The sequence below is a fragment of the Methylorubrum rhodesianum genome (genome assembly GCF_014199985.1).
Classification (GTDB): domain Bacteria; phylum Pseudomonadota; class Alphaproteobacteria; order Rhizobiales; family Beijerinckiaceae; genus Methylobacterium; species Methylobacterium rhodesianum.
The window spans coordinates 36,199-56,178 of record NZ_JACHOS010000018.1; the positions used below are offsets into that span (position 1 = coordinate 36,199).

Consider the following 19,980-nt stretch of genomic DNA (forward strand, 5'->3'; position numbering starts at 1 on the left):
TCATTCGCTTCAAGACCCGCATTCCAGACCCCGAGAGGATCGCCATGGCCAACATCACCGCCGCACTCGTGAAGGAGCTTCGCGAAAAGACCGGCGCCGGCATGATGGATTGCAAGGGCGCGCTCAACGAGACCAACGGCGATCTCGAAGCCGCGGTGGACTGGCTGCGCAAGAAAGGTCTCGCCAAGGCCGCCAAGAAGGCCGGCCGCGTCGCCGCCGAGGGCCTCGTCGCCGTAGAGTCCGCCGGCCGCCACGCCGCCATCGTCGAGGTGAATTCCGAAACCGACTTCGTCGCCCGCAACGACGGCTTCCAGACCTTCTCCCGCGAGGCCGCCAAGCTCGCCCTCAACACCGACGGCACCCTGGAGGGCCTCCAGGCCGCGACCTTCCCCGGCTCGTCCGAGACGGTCCAGGAGAAGCTCTCGAACCTGATCGCCACGATTGGCGAGAACATGACCCTGCGCCGCGTCGCCAAGCTCGAAGTGGCCAAGGGCGTGATCGCCTCCTACGTCCACGGCCAGATCAGCGAGGGCCTCGGCAAGATCGGCGTCCTCGTCGCGCTCGAGTCCGAGGGCGACGTCGAGTTCCTCTCCACCCTCGGCCGCCAGATCGCCATGCACATCGCCGCCACCAGCCCGGTGGCGCTCGACGCCTCCGGCGTCGATCCGGCCGTGGTCGAGCGCGAGTCGAACATCCTGCGCGAGAAGAACGCCGGCAAGCCGGACCACGTGATGGCCAAGATCGTCGAGAGCGGCCTGAAGAGCTACTACAAGGAGGTCACACTCCTGGAGCAGCCCTTCGTCCACGACGGCTCCAAGACCATCACCCAGGTGCTCAAGGAAGCCGCGGGCAAGGCCGGCGGCGAGGTCACGATCAAGGGCTTCATCCGCTACGCCCTGGGCGAGGGCATCGAGAAGGAAGAGGGCCCGGATTTCGCCGCCGAAGTGGCGAGCATGTCGCGCTGATCTTCACCGATCCTCACAGGTCGTCCGAAAGGGGCGGCGGCAGCGATGCCGCCGCCCCTCGACGTTCCGGCCCTCGTGTTGTTAGAAGCCGCGGCGCTGTGCAGCCCGAGCCGACGAGGATCCGATGCCGGAGACGAAGCCCTACCGCCGAGTCCTCGTGAAACTGTCCGGAGAGGCACTGGCCGCCCCCGACGGCTACTGGCTCCACCCGCCGATGCTGGCGGCCTTGGCCGAGGACATCGCCGCCACGGTCTCCCGCGGGATCCAGATCGCGGTGGTGGTCGGCGGCGGCAACCTGATCCGCGGCGCACGCATCTCCCAGGCCGGCTGGATCGACCGGGCGACCGGCGACTCGCTCGGCATGATGGCCACCGTGATGAATTCCCTCGCGATCGAGACCGCGCTCAATGCCGCGGGCGTGCAGGCGCGGACGATGTCGGCGGTCTCGATGCCGACGATCTGCGAGACCTATGCCCGCCAGCCGGCGCTGCACCACCTCGACAAGGGGCAGGTCGTCGTGCTTGCGGGCGGCACCGGCAACCCGTACTTCACCACCGACACGGCCGCGGTCCTGCGCGCGGCGGAATTGCGCTGCGACGCCGTGCTGAAGGCGACGCAGGTGGACGGCGTCTACTCGGCCGACCCGAAGCGCGATCCGGAGGCGATTCGCTACGATTGCATCACCCACGACGAGGCCATCGCCCGCGATCTCAAGGTAATGGACACCGCCGCCTTCGCCCTCGCCCGCGAGAGCCGGCTCACTATCGTGGTGGGCTCCGTTCACGCCCCGAGTTCGATCAACGCGATCCTGACCGGCGCCTCGGTGTCCACGCGCGTGGTGCCGTAGGCAGCGATTGATCACATCTGACACGATCGGCGGCTGCTCCTGTACGGTTCGGCCCGCATCCCCGTCGTTCCCGGGCGCCGAAGGCGAACCCGGGATCCAAGACGAGAGCCGTATCTGACCTGACTGCAACCACGTCGGATACGGCTCTCGGTACTTGTCTTGACGCGCATTCTTTCGGCGAAGCAGCGACCACTTCATCGACCGCGCTCTAGCCAGGATGTGGCCCTGTGCGCCGCATCACGGGGGATCCCGGGTTTCCGCAGCGGGGCCCCGGGATGATGGTGGCAGAGGCGTCGAAGGCGTCAGCCGGAAACAGAATGATCCCACCGCCCACACGACGGGGAGAGGAGGGACGCTTCTGCTCAGCCCGACATCCAAAAATCAGCCGGCCTTGAGGGCCTTCTCGCGCTCGATGCCTTCGAGGATGAGGCGCTGGGCCTCCGCCTTGTCGCCCCAGCGCACGACCTTCACCCACTTGCCGGGCTCGAGGTCCTTGTAGTGCTCGAAGAAGTGCTGGATCTGGCTGACCGTGATTTCGGGCAGGTCGGTGTAGTTCTCGATCCGGTTGTAGCGCTGGGTCAGCTTGCGCGAGGGCACGGCGATGATCTTCTCGTCCTCGCCGCCGTCATCCTCCATCACCAGCACGCCCACGGGACGCACCGAGATGATCGCGCCCGGGATGATGGCGCGGGTGTTGGCCACCAGCACGTCGCAGGGGTCGCCGTCGCCCGAGCGGGTATGAGGGATGAAGCCGTAGTTCCCCGGATAGAACATCGGCGTGTAGAGGAACCGGTCGACGACGAGCGTCCCGGCATCCTTGTCCATCTCGTACTTGATCGGCTCGCCGCCGAGCGGAACCTCGACGATGACGTTGACGTCCTCCGGCGGGTTCTTGCCGATCGAGATGGCGTTGATGTCCATGGGCCTATGCTCTCTGAAATCCGGCCGCCGGACGCGTCGCCCCGTCCGGCGGATGCATCGTGCGGGAGCAGCTTAGGATGCCGCACCCATCGCTCGATGTCTTAGATTGAGCGGGCCGGAAATGAAATCGTTCCTCCGGCCAAGTTGACGCGTGCTGCACCGTCCAGCGGTACAAATACCGCGTCGTGCCACCCGGTGCGGCCTCCCTTCCGCCCCGCCGCCGGTCCGCCACCGTCGTCGCGCGATCCGGAACGCTTGCGGCGGCTCGCGCGGGAACACGCGCACGGTTCAAGCGTAAGCATAAGCGGACAACCGGGCGCGAGGGCCGGTTTGGCCCGCGCGAGCGAAGGGCTTGCGCAACCGGCTCGCGCAACGAGAGGGCATGACATGAAGCGCATCGCCATCATCGCCATGGGTACATTGGCTCTGGCTGCGGGCGCCTTCGCCGGCGCCACATCGGCGCGCGCGGACGAGGAGGCCGGGTACGGCCGCAGCGTCCATCGGGAGGCCAGAGTGGTCCGGCGCCACGCCGCACACCGGCCGCGCCGGATCGTGCGCGAGGTCGTCGTCGAGCGGCCCGTCTACCGGACCCGCATCGTGCGCGAGGTCATCGTCGAGCGGCCGATCTACCGGCCGCGCCGGATCGTGCGCGAGGTGGTCTTCGATCCCTACGATGTCGGGCCGCCGCCCTTCGCCTACGGACCGCCGCCGCGGTTCGCCTATGGACCACCGCGGTTCGCCTACGGACCCCGCTTCTTCCGTCCGCCGCTTCGTCCGGCCGGTTATGGTCCGGGCTTCGGGTTCGGCTACGGCCCCGGTTTCGGCTACGGCCCGTACTTCTAGAGTCGTATCCAACCTGATGACATCAGGTCGGCGTCTCTCATTCCCCGTTGTGACGCGCATTCCTGCGATGCCCGGCTTCCGCTTCGTCGGGATGCGCTCTCGCGCGTCGCCGCCCGCCGTACCCGCATCGTCCGAACCGGTGGTGCGGGTGCATCCGTTCGCCGTGCGGCCGGCTCCCGTGCGCTCAGGCGAACAGGTAACCGATCTTCGGCAGGCAGATGCCGGAGACGCGCTCGACCGATTCCGGGCCCGCGACGCCGCCTAAGCCCTCGTAGAAGCTGCAGGCGCGGGGATTGTCGGCGAGCGCCCAGACGCCGATGCGGGTGAGGCCGCGGTCGATCAGGTCGTTGCGCACCGCCCGGAACAGCCGGGTGCCGAGTCCGAGCCCCTGGAATTCCGGGGCGATGTAGAGTTCGTCGATCTCGCCGTCCGCCCGCATGATGCGGTCCCGCGCTCGCCCGTAGGCGGCGTAGCCCGCGATCCGCTCGCCGAAGGCGATGACGGCGAGACCGCGCCCGCCAGCGATCATGCCGTGCCACGTCTCCGGCCCGCGGCGGGCGAGGAAACGCTCCAGGGCGACCCCTGGAATGATGCCCTGATAGGCCTCGCGCCACGCGGCATCGAACACCGCCGAAAGGCCGGCGGCATCCGCGGCGCGGGCGCGGCGCAAGCTCACCGTGTTCGTCGTCATCGGTTCGTCGTCATCGCGGGCTCCGATCGCCAACAGGCGCCGTATGATGCTGGCAAAGGGACCGGTTCGGCAACGGTCTGAGACGGTGCGCGTTGTCGCCCGAATCACGGGCTGTTAGAGGAGCGCTCCGACAGGCCTCTCGCAGCGATCCGTGTTCAACCGCTTCCTTCCTCCCGAGACGCGCTACGCGCGGCGCATGGCCCGCATCGCGAAGTTCGAGCGGCCGATCGATGGCTCCGTCTCCCGGGCGAAGGCCTGGGCGAACATGCTGCTCGTCGATCATGGGATCTTCCGTCTCGCCTACCTCAACCGGCACCGGATCGGCACCGGGCTGGTCTGGCGCTCGGCCCAGCCGACGCCGCACCAGCTCGCATGGTTCAAGCGCCAGGGCGTGCGAACGATCGTGTCGCTGCGCGGCGGGCGCGAGCACGGCTCCTGGCCGCTGCAGCGCGAGGCCTGCGAGCGGCAGGGGCTGACCCTGGTCGAGTTCGTGTTGCGCTCCCGCGAGGCGCCCTCCCGCGAGACACTGCTCGCGGCGCGCGACTTCTTCGCCGGCCTCGAATATCCGGCGGTGATGCATTGCAAATCCGGGGCGGACCGGGCGGGGCTTGCCGCCACCCTGTTCCTGATCCTGCACGAGGGCCGGCCGGTGCGGGAGGCGCTGCGTCAGCTCTCGCCGCGCTACGGCCATTTCCGCTTCGCCAAGACCGGCATCTTGGATGCGTTCTTCGCCACCTATCTGCGCGAGGGCGAGGCGCGCGGCCAGAGCTTCCTCGATTGGGTCGAGCACAGCTACGACCCGCAGGCGCTGACGCAAAGCTTCCGCGCCGGTTTCTGGTCCGACATCGTCGTCGACCGCCTGCTGCGGCGCGAATAGGCCGGCCGCCTTGGTCCTCCGGCTTCCGCGGCTGCTCAAGGCCGTATCGCGATCCTGGGCCGGGCGGCGCGGGTCGGAAGAGGTCGCCCCGAACGGTCCCCGGATCGCGGTGATCGGCAATTGCCAGGCGAAGGGCGTGGCGGAGGCCGTGCGGGTTCTCGCGCCGGGCGCGCGGGTGCAGCTCGTCCCGATGAGCACGCTGGGCCGGCGCGGGCAGGGCCTCGGCGCCTTCGCGGCCACGCTCGAGCAGTGCGACCACGTCTTCTCTCAGCCCTTCCCGACGGGCTTCTTCGCCGAGGGCGGCTCGGAGGCCCTGCGCGAGCGGCTGCCGCGGATGCGGCTCTTCCCTTCGATCGTCTTCACCGCGTTCCATCCCGACGCGGTCTATGTCGGCGATCTCGCCTCGGTGGCGTGGGTGAAGCTCGTGCCCTCGCCGCTCGGCACCTACCATTCGGCGATCACTCTGTTCGGCTACCTCCGGGGCCTGCCGGGAGAGCGGATCCTCAGTCTGTTCCGGGAGGATGTGTTCGCGCGGTTGGGCTATCTCGATGCCTGGGATCTCGCCGCGGCGGACCTGATCGCGTCGAGCCGGGCAATCGGCTTCGACCTCTCGGAGGATCTGCTGCGCTGGTCGCGCGGCGGCCAGTTCATGCACAACATCAACCATCCGCGGCTGAACGTGCTCGGCGACATCGCCGCACGGCTGCTGCGCGAGGCCGGGCTCGCGCCGCGACCGGTCGCGGTCGAGGCCTACGCGCCGGACGCACTCCTCGACGACGCGATCTGGCCGGTCTATCCGCCGGTGGCGACGCTCTACGGCGTGGCGGGCTCGACGGTGTTCAAGCGGCGCCAGCGCCGGAGCGCTCCGCCCGAGACGCTCGGCCTCGACGCCTTCGTCGCGGAGAGCCTCGCGATCTATCGGACGCAGCCGCGCGAGACCCTGACCTGCCACCGGGTCGAGCACTGGGCGGGCTCGCCCGAGATCCGATCCCTGTTCGACGCCGCGTGAGGGCGCCGCAGCCGGTTACAGGCTCCCAAAGGACGAGCCCTCCTGTGGCGGGTCTCAGGGCGGAGCCCCGGAGCGATCACTCCGCCTCGTCCTTCCCTCCGCGCTCGGCGAGGCGGGCGAGGGTCGTCATCTCGCGGAACCATGTCCGCACCGGCTTGGCCGGCGTGCCGCCCCAGCGCGAGCCCGGCGGCACGTCGCGGTTGACGTTGGAGGAGCCGGCGATCTGCGAGCCCATGCCGATGCGCAGGTGGCCGACGACGCCGACCTGTCCGCCGAGCACCACGTAGTCCTCCAGCGTCGTCGAGCCGGAGATGCCGACGCCGGAGACGATCACGCAGTGGCGGCCGATCACCACGTTGTGGGCGATCTGTACGAGGTTATCGATCTTGGTGCCTTCGCCGACGACGGTGTCGCGCGAGGCGCCCCGGTCGATCGTCGTGTTGGCGCCGATCTCGACATCGTCCTGGATGATGACGCGGCCGACCTGCGGCACCTTGATGTGGCCGCCCGCGCCCATGGCGAAGCCGAACCCGTCCTGTCCGATCCGGGCGCCGGGATGGACAATGACGCGGTTGCCGACGAGCGCGTGGGTCAGGGTCGCTCCCGCGCCGATGGAGCAGTCGCGGCCGATCCGAACGTTGGGGCCGATGACGGCGTTGGGGCCGAGCACCGTGCCGGAACCGATCTCGGCGCCGGGGCCGACCACCGCACCGGGATCGATGCGAACCCCGTCCTCGAGCCGTGCCTGCGGATGGACATGGGCGCCGGGGGAGATGCCGCTCGCGCCGAACAGCGAGCCGGGCCGCATCGCCTCCTCGTAGAGGCGGGCGAGCAGCCCGGCATAGGCGCGGTAGGGATCGCGGGTGACGAGGGCGATCGTGCCGGACGGGACCCGCGGGGCGAAGCGCGGCGAGACGAGACAGGCGAGGGCCCGCGTCGTGGCCAGCGCCTCGCCGTAGCGGGCGTTGTCCATGTAGGCGAGTTCGGTCGGCCCCGCGGTTTCGAGGGGAGCGGCCCCGGTCACCGGCAGCGCCGGGTCGACGCCCTCGGGCAGCGGCACGCCGCAGGCATCGGCGACGGCGCCGAGGGTCAAGCCGCCTCTCGGCGCGATGAAGACGGGATCTGACATGAGGTTCGAGCGGCGCCGGGCGGGGGAGGGGTTCGAGTGCCGCTATAGCGCTCTTCGTCCGAGGGAACACCCGCCCGGGGGGCGGCGGAGCGGGTCCGACAACGCAAAAGAGCCGTGCCTGACCCCAGCGGGTCAGGCACGGCTCCCTCAGGCGAGCCTGTCGGGGATCAGAAGCGCGAGCCGCCGGAGAAGCGGAACGCCTGGAGCTGGTCCTTGCCGACCTTGCCCAGCGCCGTCTGGACACCCTCGTCCTTGGAGAGGGCGTAGGCGTAGTCGAAGCGGATCGGGCCGAGCGGCGAGTTCCACAGGATCGAGGCACCGACCGAGGAGCGGATCGTCGGCTTGTCGCGGACGTTCACGCATTCGGGCTCGACCTTGATCGCGTTGGCACCGAAGTTCGTGTAGTTGCAGCCCGATCCCGGCGCGAAGCCGTTGATGAAGCCGTCGCGGTTGACGTCGAAGTTGCGGCGGCCGTCATAGCCGAACAGCGTACCGGCATCGGCGAAGACCGCGCCCTTCAGGCCGAGATCCTTCGGCAGACCCCAGATCGGGAACTGAACCTCGACCGTGGCGCCGAAGTAGGTCGTGCCGCCGATGGCGTTGGAGCGGGCATCGGCGATGCCGACGTCGCGCGGACCGAGACCGTTCGGAGCGAAGCCGCGGACCAGTGACGGGCCGAGGAAGAACTGGTCGGTGATGCGCAGCGGCTGGTTGTCCAGCGACGAGATGTGGCCGCCCTGGAGGCGCACGAAGCCGACCACGTCCTCCCAGATTTCCTTGTAGTAACGGGCGTCACCCGTCACGCGGAAGAACTTGGAGTCGCCGCCGATGCCGGCGATATCGGGTTTCAGCTCGCCGTAGAAGCCGTTCGTGGGCCGCTGCAGGTTGTCGAGGGTCGAGTAGGCCAGGGTGACGCCCGCGAGCGAGGTCAGCACGTTGCCCTGCTGGCCCTTGAGGGCGATCGAGGCCTCGCCGTCGAACGCGCAGTTCGGGTAGGCCGGAAGACCACCCACGTCGCGCCCGCTCGCCGGATCGATCGTTCCGGCCGGATTGATGGCGGTGTAGCCGGGGATCGCCACCGAGCAGTCGTTGTAGGGCCGCTTGATGGTGTTCGGGACCCGCAGCTCGGTGTTGTAGAGCGAGTAGCGGAAGGTGACGCCGAACTCTTCGGTGATCGGCAGGCCGAGGCGGAGCTGGCCGCCGTAGACGGTCGTCTCGTAGCGCGACCAGCGGGTCAGGTCGGAGTACTTGTAGAAGGCATCGAAGCCGGCGGCGAGGCGGTAGCCGAGGAAGTACGGCTCGGTGAAGGAGAAGTCGATGCCGCGGGCATACTGGCCGCCCTGCACCGCGAGGCGCACGTACTGGCCGCGGCCGAGGAAGTTCGACTCGGAGACCGAGACCTCGCCGATGATGCCGTCCTGGGTGGAGTAGCCGCCCGCCACCGAGAACGAACCCGTGGGCTGATCCTCGACGTCGATGTTGACGACCACCCGGTCCGGCGATGAGCCCGGCTCGTTGGAGAAGCGGACCTTCTTGAAGAAGCCGAGGCCGTTCAGGCGGCGCTCGGCCCGGTCGACCAGCACGCGGTTGTAGGCATCGCCCTCGGTCAGGTCGAGCTCGCGGCGGATGACGTAGTCGCGGGTACGGGTGTTGCCGCGGATGTTGATGCGCTCGACGTAGACGCGCGGGCCGTCCTCGACCACGAAGCCGAGGGCCACCTGATGGGTGGCGCGGTCGCGCTGACCGGTCGGCCGCACCTGGGCGAAGGGGTAGCCCTGGCGGTTGACCTCGTTGGTGACGCCGACGAGCGTCTTCTCGACATCCTCGGCGTTGTAGACATCGCCAACCTGGGCGCGGATCTGCCCGTCGAGCGCCTCGCGGTCGATGCCGGGGATACGCGGATCAACGGCCACCGCGCCGACGGTGTACTGCTCACCCTCTTCGACGGTGACGGTGATGACCCAGCCGGTCTCGTCGCCGGACTCGACGTAGCGGGCATCGGCGTTGACGACGCGGAAGTCGGCGTAGCCGTTCTTGAGGTAGTAGCGGCGCACGACGTCGAGGTCGGCGGAGATGCGGTCGGGATCGTAGACGTCGGAGGTCTTGATGAACGAGAGGAAGTTCATCTCGGAAGACGACATCAGACCCTTGAGGGTCGATTCCGAGTAGGCGCTGTTGCCGACGAAGTTGATGGCGCGGATACCGGTCTTGTCGCCCTCGTCGATGGTGAAGACGACGTCGGAGCGGCCGGTGGGAAGGTCGACGAGGCGGTAGCTGACCTTGGCGGTGCCGCGGCCCGAACGCTTGTAGACGTCGCGGATGCGCTCGACGTCGGCGGCAATCACCGCCGGGCTCAGGGCGCCGCGATCCTTGGTCTCGACGACGCTCTCGAGGGTCGCCTTCTCGATTTTCTTGTTGCCCTCGAAGAAGACGCGGCCGACCACGCTGTTCTCACGCACGCGCACCACGGTGGTGCCACCGCGGCCGGAGACCTGCACGTCGGAGAAGAGGCCGGTGGCGAGAAGGTTGCGCCGCGCCTCCTCGGGTGAGCCCGAGGCCGTGCCGGTGACGTAGGAGCGGATCGTGTCGGCGTCGACACGGCGGTTGCCTTCGACGACGATCTGCTGCGCCTGTGCGGCCGCGCCGCCGAGGATCACGCTGGCGGCGGTGGCGACCAGAACGATGGCACGCTCCGCCGACTTTCGCCGGCGCTTTCCCGTCATCGACATCATGTAATCGCCCGTCTCTTTTTATCTCAGCACGGGTTCGCACCCGCAGGCAGCCGCCCTTAAGGCTCGCCGCCCTCTGGTCCCAGCCACGCTTGTATCGGGATTCCCCCACGAAGCAAACGAGAGGGCCGTCCGACATACCGGGATTTTGGGGGGTCGTGGCCTTCGCGCCACTTAACGACGAAGCGCCTTTACGATCGATCTCAGATTAGCGTGAATAGGGCGTAAATATGGTCGCAGACACGACTTTCCCATTCGTGTCCGGACCACGGTAAGCCGGCCTTCACCGTAAATGCGAACGGCCCGGCGCATGCGCCGGGCCGTCGATTCGGGTGGGGAAGGGCGCCCGCCTGTCAGGTGCCGCGCTGGCTCAGCGAGGCGCCCAGATTGAGGATGTCGTTCCAGGCCGCGAACAGCATCAGCATCAGCACGAAGGCCAGTCCGATGCGGAAGCCGATCTCCTGCGCCCGCTCGCTCAAGGGGCGGCCGCGCACCGCCTCGAAGGCGTAGAACATCAGGTGTCCGCCATCGAGGAGCGGGATCGGGAACAGGTTGAGGAGTCCGATCGAGACCGATAGCAGCGCGACCAGTCCGATCAATCCGCCGACGCCGCCGACGCGGGCGACCTCGCCCGAGACCCGGGCGATGCCGATCGGGCCGGAGAGCTGGTCGGCGGATTCACGGCCGGTGACGAGCTTGCCGATATAATCGAAGGTGCGCTCGACCACGAAGGCCGTCTCGTGGACGCCGAGCTTCAGCGACTCGAACGGGCCGTAATGCACCAGCTTGGCCGCGTCGGCCTTCGGGCCGTTGATGCCGAGCCGGCCGAAGCGGTGGCGGCCGAAGGGCGTGCGCTCCTCGATCATGTCGGGCACGGCGGTCAGGGTCTGGACCTGGCCGCCGCGATCGACGGCGACCGCCAGCGACGAGCCGGCGGCGGCCGAGACGACGCGCTGCATCTCGTTGAAGGTCTTGACCGGCTCGCCGTTGATCGTGCGGATCACGTCGCCGGGCTGGAAGCCCGCCCGCGCGGCGGCGCTGTTCGGCTGCACCGCCTCGACGCGAGCCGGCGTCTCGTAGCGGCCGCTGAAATAGATCGCGCCGGCGAAGACGGCGATCGCCAGGATGAAGTTGGCGATGGGGCCGGCGGCGACGATCGCCGCGCGCTTGGCCACCGGCTGGGTCGGGAAGCTGACTGCCCGCTCATGCGGGCTCATGCGGGCGACCGCCTCCGGATCGGGCACGCTGGCGCCGTTGGCGTCACCCACGAACTTCACGTAGCCGCCGAGCGGGATCGCCGAGAGCTTCCAGCGGGTGCCCCGCCGGTCGGTGAAGCCGACGACCTCCGGGCCGAAGCCGATGGAGAAGGCGGTCACCCCGACTCCGCACCAGCGCCCGACGAGGAAGTGACCCATCTCGTGCACGAACACGACGATCGTCAGCACGATCAGGAAGGGGATCACCGCCCCGAAGAAGCCGGCGGCGTTGCCGCCCATGCCGCTCAAGAATTCCATGGCCATCATCCTTCAGGCCGCGATACGCGTTGGGAGATCCGTGCACGTCAGGCGCGAATCGGTCTTGACCACCCGCCCTGGCAGAGCGGGCCCACGGCGGGCAAGTCGCGGATCGTCGCACGCCTCACGTTCGAGCGCGAGATCTAATCGCCCGCGCAACCGCCGGGATCGGGCCGTCCGTCCCCGACAACACTTCGTAAAGGTTAATTCGCCTCAGCCCGCGGCGCGGGCCGCGGGCACGGCCTCCAGGCTCCAGGCGCGCACCCGCGCGTCGATGGCCAGCGCCTCCTCCACGTCCTGCGGCGCGCGCTGGAATTCGGCGGCGAAATGTTCGACCGCTCGCTCCACCAGTTCGGCGATGCCGTAGAACGGGATCGCGCCGCGGATGAAGGCGGCCACCGCGATCTCGTTGGCGGCGTTCATCACCGTCGGCGCCGCGCCGCCCTCGCGCAGCGCCGCGCGGGCGACGCGCAGGCAGGGGAAGCGCGCCTCGTCCGCCGGCTCGAAGGTGAGGCTGCCGGTGGCGGCGAGATCCAGCGGACGGCCGCGGGAGATCTCCAGGCGGTCGCCCAGCCCGAGGCAGTGGGCGATCGGCACGCGCATGTCGGGCATGGCGAGCCCGGCGGTCACCGCGCCGTCGCGCCACGCGATCAACCCGTGCACGATCGATTGCGGGTGGACGATCACGTCGAGTCGTGCCGCGTCGATGCCGAAGAGGTGGTGGGCCTCGATCAGCTCCAGCCCCTTGTTCATCAGCGAGGCGGAATCGATGTTGATCTTCATGCCCATCGACCAGGTCGGATGGGCGGCGGCCTCGGCCGGGGTCGCGGCGGCGATGCGCTCGCGGGTCCAGGTGCGGAAGGGGCCGCCCGAGGCGGTCAGCGTCATCTTGGCGATGTCGGCGACGCGGCCGTCGCCCATGGCCTGGGCCAGGGCGTTGTGCTCGGAATCCACCGGCAGGATGCGGGCGCCGTAGCGTCCGGCGTCGCGCATGAAGGCGTCGCCCGCGCAGACGAGGCTCTCCTTGTTGGCCAGCGCGATGGTGCGCCCGAGCCGGAGCGCCGCGTGCGTGGGCTTGAGGCCCGCCGCGCCGCTCACCGCGGCGACGACGATGTCGGCCTCGCGGGCGACCGCCTCCAGCACGGCGCTCTCGCCGGCACCGTTCGGGATGCCGGAGCCCGCCAGCGCCTCGGAGAGCGCCGGGCCGGCGCTCTCGTCGGCGAGCGCGGCGAAATCCGGCTGCATCTCCAGGGCGAGCTTGGCCAGGGCCGCGGCGTCCCGGCCGCCGACCAGCGCCCCGACCCGGAAGCGGCCCGCATGCTGGGACAGGAGATCCGTGGTCGAGCGGCCGATCGAGCCGGTGGCGCCGAGGACGGTGACGGTGAGACTCACGGGATCCAGTTCCGTTCAGGCATTCAGGAGCCGCAGGGCGGCGAGGCACAGGCCGGCGAGAAGCGCGACGGCGAAGAAGCCGTCGAGCCGGTCCATGACGCCGCCATGGCCGGGGATCGAGCGGCCGGAATCCTTGACGCCGTAGCGGCGCTTGAGGGCGGACTCAACCAGATCGCCGGCCATCGACAGGATCGAAGCGAGGCCGCTCACCGCCGCGACGAGGGGCAGCGAGACGGCGGGCAGCGCGTCCCAGCCCTGCCCGCGTGCGACGACCACGGTGAGGGTGCCGCCGACGATCCCCGCGAAAAGGCCGCCGAGCGCGCCGGACCACGTCTTCTTCGGGCTGACCCGCGGCATCAGCTTCGGCCCACCGATCAGGCGGCCGGTGAAGTAGGCGACGCTGTCGGTGGACCAGACCACCGCGAACATCCAGGCCGGCCCGACGATGCCGATGGCGGTATCGATCCGCAGCAGCGTCGGCACCAGGGCGACCACCGCGCCGCCCAGGAGGCCCCAGATCGGCTTGCGCCGGCCCGGACCGTGGCCGAGGGCGAACAGGCCGAGGCTTCCGGCGAGCAGGAGGAGAAGCGGCACCCAGAGCGGCGTGCCGACGAGCACGGCCGCGAGCACGGCGAACAGCGTCGCACCGGTGAGGCCGAGCAGCGGCAGCAGAGGCTCGGAGCGAGTCATGGTGAGCCATTCGGCGGCGCCGACGATCCCGGCGATGAGCCAGACCGCGGCGAAGGCCCAGCCTCCGATCACCAGGCTGCCGAGCACCGCCGCGCCGAGCACCAGGGCCGAGGCCACCCGCAGACCGAATTCGCGGTTGGCGAAGGGGGCCCGCTGAGCCGGCGCGGGAGGAGCCGCCTCGTCCGGCGCCATCAGCCGGCCCCGGTGTTGAGGCCGCCGAAGCGGCGGTCGCGGCGGCGATACTCGCCGACGGCGGCGAGGAAGGCGTCGTGGTCGAAATCCGGCCAGAAGCCGGGCTCGAACACGTACTCGGCATAGGCCGTCTGCCACGTCAGGAAGTTCGAGAGCCGCTGCTCGCCTGAGGTGCGGATGACGAGATCCGGATCGGGGATGCCGGCGGTGTCGAGGGCCGCCGTTACCGTCGGCAGGTCGATCTCCTCCGGACGCAGGCGCCCCTCGGCGACCGCCGCCGCGATGCGCCGCACCGCGCGCAGGATCTCCTGGCGTCCGCCGTAATTGAAGGCCACGACCAGGGTCAGCCCGGTATTGGCGCGGGTGCGCGTCTCCGCCTCGTCGAGCAGGCCGGCGATGTCCGCCGCGAGGTCGTTCCGGTCGCCGATCACCCGGACGCGGACGTTATTGGCGTGCAGATCGGCGAGGTCGCTGCGCACGAACAGCTTGAGCAGGCCCATCAGCTCGGAGATCTCCGAGGGCGGCCGGCGCCAGTTCTCGGAGGAGAAGCTGTAGACGGTCAGATAGTCGATGCCGAGGGTGATGGCGGAGCGCACGGCCCGGCGGACGGCCTCGACGCCGCGGCGGTGCCCCTCGAAGCGGGGCAGGCCCCGGCTCGCGGCCCAGCGGCCGTTGCCGTCCATGATGATGGCGACGTGCCGCGGTGCGGGCTGCGCCGCGCCCTCGGGGGCGGCAGCTGCCGCCTCCCCGATCTGCCGCGCGCCTTCCGAGCGAACCACCGCAGCCTCCCCCTCCTGGCGCACCCTAGACCGCCTCCCTGGCCGTGCTGCGGCCCGGCACGGCCCGCCATCCTTCCCTTCTACGTTGCAGGTCGGGGGCGTCAGACCTGCATGATCTCCTTTTCCTTCGAGGCCAGCACGCCGTCGATCTCGGCGATGGCATCGTCGGTGGCCTTCTGCACGTCGGCGGCCTGACGCTTCTCGTCGTCCTGGCTGATGGCGCCGTCCTTCTCCAGCTTCTTGAGGATGTCGAGGCCGTCACGGCGGACGTGGCGCACGGCGACGCGGGCCTCCTCCGTGTACTTGTGGGCGACCTTGACCATCTCCTTGCGGCGCTGCTCGTTCATCTCGGGGATGCGCAGCCGGATGGTCTGGCCTTCCGTCATCGGGTTGAGGCCGAGATCGGATTCGCGGATCGCCTTCTCGACATTCGTGACCATCGAGCGATCCCATACCGAGATCGAGAGCAGGCGCGGCTCCGGCACGCTGACCGTGGCGACCTGGGCCATCGGCATCGACGCGCCGTAGGCCTCGACCTGGATCGGATCGAGCAGGCTCGGTGTCGCGCGGCCCGTGCGCAGCGATCCCAGATCCTTGCTCAGGGACGAGACGGCGCCCTGCATGCGGCGCTTGATGTCGCCGAGGTCGAATTCCGGTGTGGCCATGGATTCTCAGTCCCGATGCGTTCGGGTGGCAGATCGGCGCGCTCGGGACGCGCCCGGCACGCGGTGCCGCTACATGAACGAAAAACCGGGTGGCCGCAAATGCGGTCGGGCGGCATCCGCAAGGAGCCCCCGCCGCCACCCAGCGACACGGTCCCGCTTCGACGCGTCCGCGCGGCGATCCACCCGGCCCCCGGCCTCGCGAAGAGCGCGCGGCCCGGCCCGTCACCGAGGCGGCAAGGTCCCGGCTCGGCGCTTCGTTGCCCGGGCGAGGATCGGTTGGACCATCGTCGGCCGGGACTTCGTCGGCAGCTCGAAAGGCCGATCGCGTTTTAATCCCACCGATGCTCCGAGTGACCTTGGGTTAGTAATTTCAGGGTAAAAAATCTCGGCGACCACCTAACATATGTAATGCCGGTCGCTTCGGGAGCTATGCCGTGCCTGTCCGGAATCTGTCTATCCGCTCGAAACTGATCGGAAGCTTCACGATACTGACGGTTCTGGTGCTCGCACTGGGGATCGTGAGCCTAGGTGGTCTGTCTCACATCAATGGGCATCTTCAAACTATCGAGCGAAATTGGCTTCCCAGCGTCCGCGCGGCCGGGGACGTCGACGCACTGACGGGGCGCTACAACACCAGCCTCCTGAGACATGTTCTGACCGAGGACGCGAAGAGCCTTGCCGCCGTCGAAAACGATGTCGTTCAGCGCGGCAAGAAGCTCGACGCCGCCGCGGACGCCTATGCGCCGCTCGTCAGCTCGCCCGAGGAGCGCAAGCTCTACGACACGTTCCGGCAGGAATGGAGCGCCTTCGCCGCTGTCGGCGAGCGCATCATGGGCCTGTCGCGCCGGGGCGAGAAGGCGCAGGCCCTGGCCCTGTACGAAGCGGAGGCCGTGCCCCCGCGGCGGCGCGCGTCGCTGGCGCTCGAATCCCTGATCAAGCTCAACAACGAGGGCGCGGCGGCGGCCGAGGTGGCCGCCACCAGCGCCTACGCCTCGACCAAGATCCAGGTTCTGGGCGCGATCGCCGCCGCCATCCTGCTCTCGGTCGGGCTCGCCCTCGTCATCGTCCGCGGTGTCTCGCGCGGCATCGACTCCGTGGTGCGGCCGATGCAGGCCTTGGCCGGCGGCGACCTGAGCGTCACCGTTGCGCATCAGGGGGAGGCTACCGAGATCGGCCGCATCGCCGATGCCGTTCAGGTCTTCAAGACCGGTCTGATCCGCGCCCGGGCCCTGGAGGAGGAGACCGCGCTCGCGCGCGCTTCGGCCGAGGAGCAGCGCAAGGCCGGCATGCGGCAGATGGCCGAGAATTTCGAGCAGGCGGTCGGCGGCATCGTCGGCATGGTGTCCGCCTCGGCCACCGAGTTGCACGCCACCGCCGAGAGCATGACGACCACGGCGTTCCAGACCGCCAACCAGTCGAGCGCGGTGGCGGCTGCGGCCGAGGAAGCGTCGGTCAACGTCAACACGGTGGCGGCGGCCTCCGAGGAGCTCGGTGCCTCCGTGCAGGAGATCGGCCGGCAGGTGTCGGGCTCGGCGGATCTGGCGCAGCGGGCGGTCAACGAGGCGGACCGGACGGTCTCGCTCGTGCAGGAGCTCAGCGGTGCCGTCTCGGAGATCGGCGACGTGGTGAGCCTGATCTCGAACATCGCCAGCCAGACCAACCTTCTGGCCTTGAACGCCACCATCGAGGCGGCGCGCGCGGGCGAGGCCGGCCGCGGCTTCGCGGTGGTCGCCGCGGAGGTGAAGGAGCTGGCGAGCCAGACGGCGCGGGCGACCGAGGAGATTTCGGGCCAGATCGGTCAGATCCAGGGTGCGACGCGTCAGGCGGTCGGTGCGATCGGTTCGGTCACGGAGCGGGTCCGCGAGATCAACGCCGTGGCCACCGCCATCGCGGCGGCGGTCGAGCAGCAGGGCGCCGCCACCCATGAGATCGTGTCGAGCGTCGGTCAGGCCTCGGCCGGCACGACCGAGGTGACGAGCAACATGGTCGGCCTCGCCCGCGCCTCCGAGGACACGGGCGCGGCTGCCTCTCAGGTGCTCGCATCGGCCTCCGAACTCTCGCGCCAGTCCGAGCATCTCTCGGCCGAGGTCACGCGGTTCCTCGCCTCCGTGCGCGCCGCCTGACGGACGCGCGCCATCGCCTCATGCCCGAGCTCTCGGGACGGCGGATCCGGGTCCGCTCAAGCGCCGGGCGGGCCGTCACGGTGTCGGCTTCGAACAGGCCGACACCGCTCTACAGGGCCTCACCCCGCAGCAGGCGCGGGGTCTCTCCCCGCAGGGCGGAGGCCCGGCCGATGAAGAAGCGCTTCAGGCCCGGCATCCGGTCGACGAGGCCGAGCCCGAGGTCGCGGGTGAGGCGCAGGGTCAGGCTGTCGTTCGAGAACAGGCGGTTGAGCCCGTCGGTCGCCGCCGCCATCGCCACGGAATCGAAGCGGCGGGCCTGCTCGTAGTCGCGCAGCACCGCATCGGCACCGGGATCGAGCCCGAGCCGCAGGGCACCGGTCACCGCCTCGGCGAGGGCCGCCGCCCCCGCGAGGCCGAGATTGAGCCCCTGGCCCGCCAGCGGGTGGATGACGTGGGCGGCGTCGCCGAGGAGCGCGAGGCGCGGCGCCCGGAAGCTGCGGGCGATGCCGAGATGCAGAGGGTGGGCGCTCGGACCATGCTCCAGGGCGATGGGGCCGAGTTCTGGCCCGAACCGGCGCTCGATCTCGGCCAGCGTTTCGGCAGCGTCCCCGCCGAGCAGGGCCGGCACGTCGGCGCTGCGCTCGGTCCAGACGATGGAGGAGCGGTGACCGAGGGCGCCCCCCGCCCGGAGCGGCAGGATCGCGAAGGGGCCGCTCGGCAGGAAATGCTCGAAGGCACGCCCCTCGTGGTCGCGGGCATGCTGGATCGTCGCGACGATGCCCGATTGCGGGTAGGACCAGCCGACCCAGCCGATGCCGGCCGCCTCGCGCAGGGCCGAGCGCGCCCCGTCGGCGGCGACCACCAGGGCGACCTCTTCCGTGCTGCCGTCGCTCAAGGTGACCCGGCTCGCCCGCGGACCGGGCGCAGCGGCGCGGACCCCCGCGGCGACGAGCCGGACGCCCGCCTCGCGCGCGGCATCGAGCAGCGCGCTGACCATCGGCTCGGCCTCGACCATATGAGCGAAGGGCTCGCCCTCCGCGCCCGCGTCCCGGCGCGCCTCGGTCCCGTCGCCGAAGGTGAGGAAGACCGGCCGCACCGGATCGCCGACGCGGCTGTCGCTGATGACGAGCCGGCGCATGGGCTCCGCCGCCGGTTCGATCCGCGGCCACACGTCGATCTGCTCGAACATCCGCCGCGGCCCCGCCGCGACGGCGTAGGCGCGCCCGCGGTGGCGCGCGGCACCCGCGTTCAGGCCGGGATCGCAGAGCATGACGTCGAGAGCGGGGCCGTGCGTCCGCTTCAGGGCGACCGCCAGGGCGAGGCTGGCGATGCCCGCTCCGGCGACGAGCAGGCGGCGGCTTCCGGGACGATGGCCGGTGAAGTTGCCGGGATGGCGATCCGTCGTGCTCATCGGCGCTCCTCGTCCTCGGCACCGCGGCCGCCTCCGACGAGGCGTGCCGCTGCGCTTCACATAGCGCGCGCGCCGCGCGTACGCGATCCCGGTGGCAGTGTCCCCATTCACGCAGCCGGAGATGTTTCCCGGGGGCGAGCGCCCCGCGTGGCATCGCCGGGCCGAGCCGCTATGTGCGTCGGGCGCGCCCCGAGTCGGGACCGCCCCTCATCGTCACCCGCCGTCCCAGAGCCGCAGAAGCCGTCATGTCCGAAGCCGCCACGTCCGAAGCCGCCACGTCCGAAGCCCTCCGGCCCGATCCCGTCGACGCGCTTCTGTCGATCCTCGACTTGGAGCGCCTGGAGACCGATCTGTTCCGCGGCATCAGCCCCCGGATCGGCTGGCCGCGGGTCTTCGGCGGGCAGGTCGTGGCCCAGGCGCTGGTCGCGGCGTCCCGCACCGTCGAGGCATCCCGCCCGCCCCACTCGCTGCACGCCTATTTCCTCCTCGGCGGCGACCCCGCGGTGCCGATCGTCTACGAGGTCGAGCGCATCCGCGACGGCGGCAGCTTCACCACGCGCCGGGTCAAGGCGATCCAGAAGGGCCGGGCGATCTTCGCCATGTCGGTGTCGTTCCATCTGGCAGAGGCGGGTGTCGAACACGCCGCAGGGCTCCCCGAGGTGCCGGGACCCGGTGAGCTGGCGGATGCGCGGACCCTCGTCCGGGAGGGCGGCAGCATCGTGCCCGAGCCGATGCTCGCCTATTTCACGCAGGCCTGGCCGATCGAGTTGCGGCCGGTCGAGACCGAGCGCTACCGCGACCGCGCGCCGGGGCCCGCCCGCTACCATGTCTGGATGCGCGCGACGAAGCCCCTGCCGGAGGATCCGGCGGTGCATCGGGCGGTGCTCGCCTACGCTTCGGACATGACCCTGCTCGACGCGACGCTGATCCCCCACGGCCGCACCGTGTTCGACCCCGAGATCCAGTCGGCGAGCCTCGACCACGCCCTCTGGTTCCACCGGCCGTTCCGGGCCGATTCCTGGCTGCTCTATTCGCAGGACAGCCCGAGCGCCTCGGGCGGACTCGGCTTCGCCCGCGGCACCTTCCACGACGAGGACGGACACCTCATCGCGTCGGTCGCGCAGGAAGGTCTGATCCGCCAGCGCCGCCCCTGACACGGGCAGCGCGAGCGGATTTGCCGAAGTGGAAGGCTGATTGTCTAAT

The 19,980-nt window shown here is 70.0% G+C and carries 17 protein-coding genes; 7 read left to right on the forward strand and 10 right to left on the reverse strand.

Annotated elements, in window-relative coordinates:
* Positions 1–44: 44 nt before the first annotated feature.
* Entirely contained in the window at positions 45–965 is a 921-nt protein-coding gene (tsf, locus tag HNR01_RS22140) for a translation elongation factor Ts (RefSeq protein WP_183669869.1), read from the forward strand.
* Between the two features lie 124 nt (positions 966–1,089).
* Complete coding sequence (pyrH, locus tag HNR01_RS22145) at positions 1,090–1,812, forward strand: UMP kinase (protein WP_183669871.1); 723 nt, start codon at positions 1,090–1,092, stop codon at positions 1,810–1,812.
* Positions 1,813–2,193: 381 nt separating this feature from the next.
* On the opposite strand, the gene ppa is transcribed toward pyrH, so the two are convergent.
* Complete coding sequence (gene ppa / locus HNR01_RS22150; protein WP_017485432.1) at positions 2,194–2,733, reverse strand: inorganic diphosphatase; 540 nt, start codon at positions 2,731–2,733, stop codon at positions 2,194–2,196.
* Positions 2,734–3,120: 387 nt separating this feature from the next.
* Between ppa and HNR01_RS22155 the strand changes: the two genes are divergently transcribed.
* A complete protein-coding gene (locus tag HNR01_RS22155; RefSeq protein WP_246417609.1) occupies positions 3,121–3,576 on the forward strand; it encodes a hypothetical protein in 456 nt (151 codons plus the stop codon).
* 184 nt (positions 3,577–3,760) lie between these two features.
* Here the strand turns inward: HNR01_RS22155 and HNR01_RS22160 are convergent, their stop codons facing one another.
* Complete coding sequence (locus tag HNR01_RS22160; protein ID WP_183669873.1) at positions 3,761–4,267, reverse strand: GNAT family N-acetyltransferase; 507 nt, start codon at positions 4,265–4,267, stop codon at positions 3,761–3,763.
* Between the two features lie 151 nt (positions 4,268–4,418).
* Here HNR01_RS22160 and HNR01_RS22165 point away from each other — a divergent pair, with 151 nt between their 5' ends.
* A complete protein-coding gene (locus HNR01_RS22165) occupies positions 4,419–5,144 on the forward strand; it encodes a fused DSP-PTPase phosphatase/NAD kinase-like protein (protein ID WP_017485435.1) in 726 nt (241 codons plus the stop codon).
* A gap of 10 nt (positions 5,145–5,154) precedes the next feature.
* Entirely contained in the window at positions 5,155–6,153 is a 999-nt protein-coding gene (locus HNR01_RS22170; protein WP_183669875.1) for a WcbI family polysaccharide biosynthesis putative acetyltransferase, read from the forward strand.
* 76 nt (positions 6,154–6,229) lie between these two features.
* On the opposite strand, the gene lpxD is transcribed toward HNR01_RS22170, so the two are convergent.
* The 7 genes from lpxD to frr form a co-directional block, all read right to left on the reverse strand.
* Positions 6,230–7,282 (reverse strand): UDP-3-O-(3-hydroxymyristoyl)glucosamine N-acyltransferase, encoded by a 1,053-nt coding sequence (gene lpxD / locus HNR01_RS22175; RefSeq protein WP_153876443.1) that lies wholly within the window; start codon positions 7,280–7,282, stop codon positions 6,230–6,232.
* A gap of 167 nt (positions 7,283–7,449) precedes the next feature.
* The gene (gene bamA / locus HNR01_RS22180) at positions 7,450–10,014 is read right to left on the reverse strand and encodes an outer membrane protein assembly factor BamA (RefSeq protein WP_183669877.1); all 2,565 of its coding nucleotides are present in this window, start codon (positions 10,012–10,014) and stop codon (positions 7,450–7,452) included.
* Between the two features lie 350 nt (positions 10,015–10,364).
* Positions 10,365–11,525 carry an RIP metalloprotease RseP gene (gene rseP, locus HNR01_RS22185; protein WP_153876442.1) on the reverse strand — a complete coding sequence of 387 codons (1,161 nt, stop codon included), beginning with the start codon at positions 11,523–11,525 and terminating at the stop codon, positions 10,365–10,367.
* 213 nt (positions 11,526–11,738) lie between these two features.
* Positions 11,739–12,917 (reverse strand): 1-deoxy-D-xylulose-5-phosphate reductoisomerase, encoded by a 1,179-nt coding sequence (gene dxr / locus HNR01_RS22190; RefSeq protein ID WP_183669879.1) that lies wholly within the window; start codon positions 12,915–12,917, stop codon positions 11,739–11,741.
* Positions 12,918–12,932: 15 nt separating this feature from the next.
* Entirely contained in the window at positions 12,933–13,799 is an 867-nt protein-coding gene (locus tag HNR01_RS22195) for a phosphatidate cytidylyltransferase (RefSeq protein ID WP_183669881.1), read from the reverse strand.
* Entirely contained in the window at positions 13,799–14,578 is a 780-nt protein-coding gene (locus tag HNR01_RS22200) for an isoprenyl transferase (protein WP_183669883.1), read from the reverse strand. The genes HNR01_RS22195 and HNR01_RS22200 overlap by 1 nt, the downstream gene beginning before the upstream one ends.
* A gap of 101 nt (positions 14,579–14,679) precedes the next feature.
* The gene (gene frr / locus HNR01_RS22205) at positions 14,680–15,243 is read right to left on the reverse strand and encodes a ribosome recycling factor (RefSeq protein WP_017485443.1); all 564 of its coding nucleotides are present in this window, start codon (positions 15,241–15,243) and stop codon (positions 14,680–14,682) included.
* A 434-nt stretch (positions 15,244–15,677) separates the two neighbouring features.
* Between frr and HNR01_RS22210 the strand changes: the two genes are divergently transcribed.
* Positions 15,678–17,366, forward strand: a complete 1,689-nt coding sequence (locus HNR01_RS22210) for a methyl-accepting chemotaxis protein (RefSeq protein ID WP_026105667.1) — start codon at positions 15,678–15,680, stop codon at positions 17,364–17,366.
* 109 nt (positions 17,367–17,475) lie between these two features.
* Here the strand turns inward: HNR01_RS22210 and HNR01_RS22215 are convergent, their stop codons facing one another.
* Complete coding sequence (locus HNR01_RS22215; RefSeq protein ID WP_183669886.1) at positions 17,476–18,777, reverse strand: FAD-dependent monooxygenase; 1,302 nt, start codon at positions 18,775–18,777, stop codon at positions 17,476–17,478.
* A 245-nt stretch (positions 18,778–19,022) separates the two neighbouring features.
* Here HNR01_RS22215 and HNR01_RS22220 point away from each other — a divergent pair, with 245 nt between their 5' ends.
* Positions 19,023–19,931, forward strand: coding sequence for an acyl-CoA thioesterase (locus HNR01_RS22220; protein ID WP_017485446.1), 909 nt, complete (start codon positions 19,023–19,025; stop codon positions 19,929–19,931).
* Positions 19,932–19,980 lie beyond the last annotated feature (49 nt).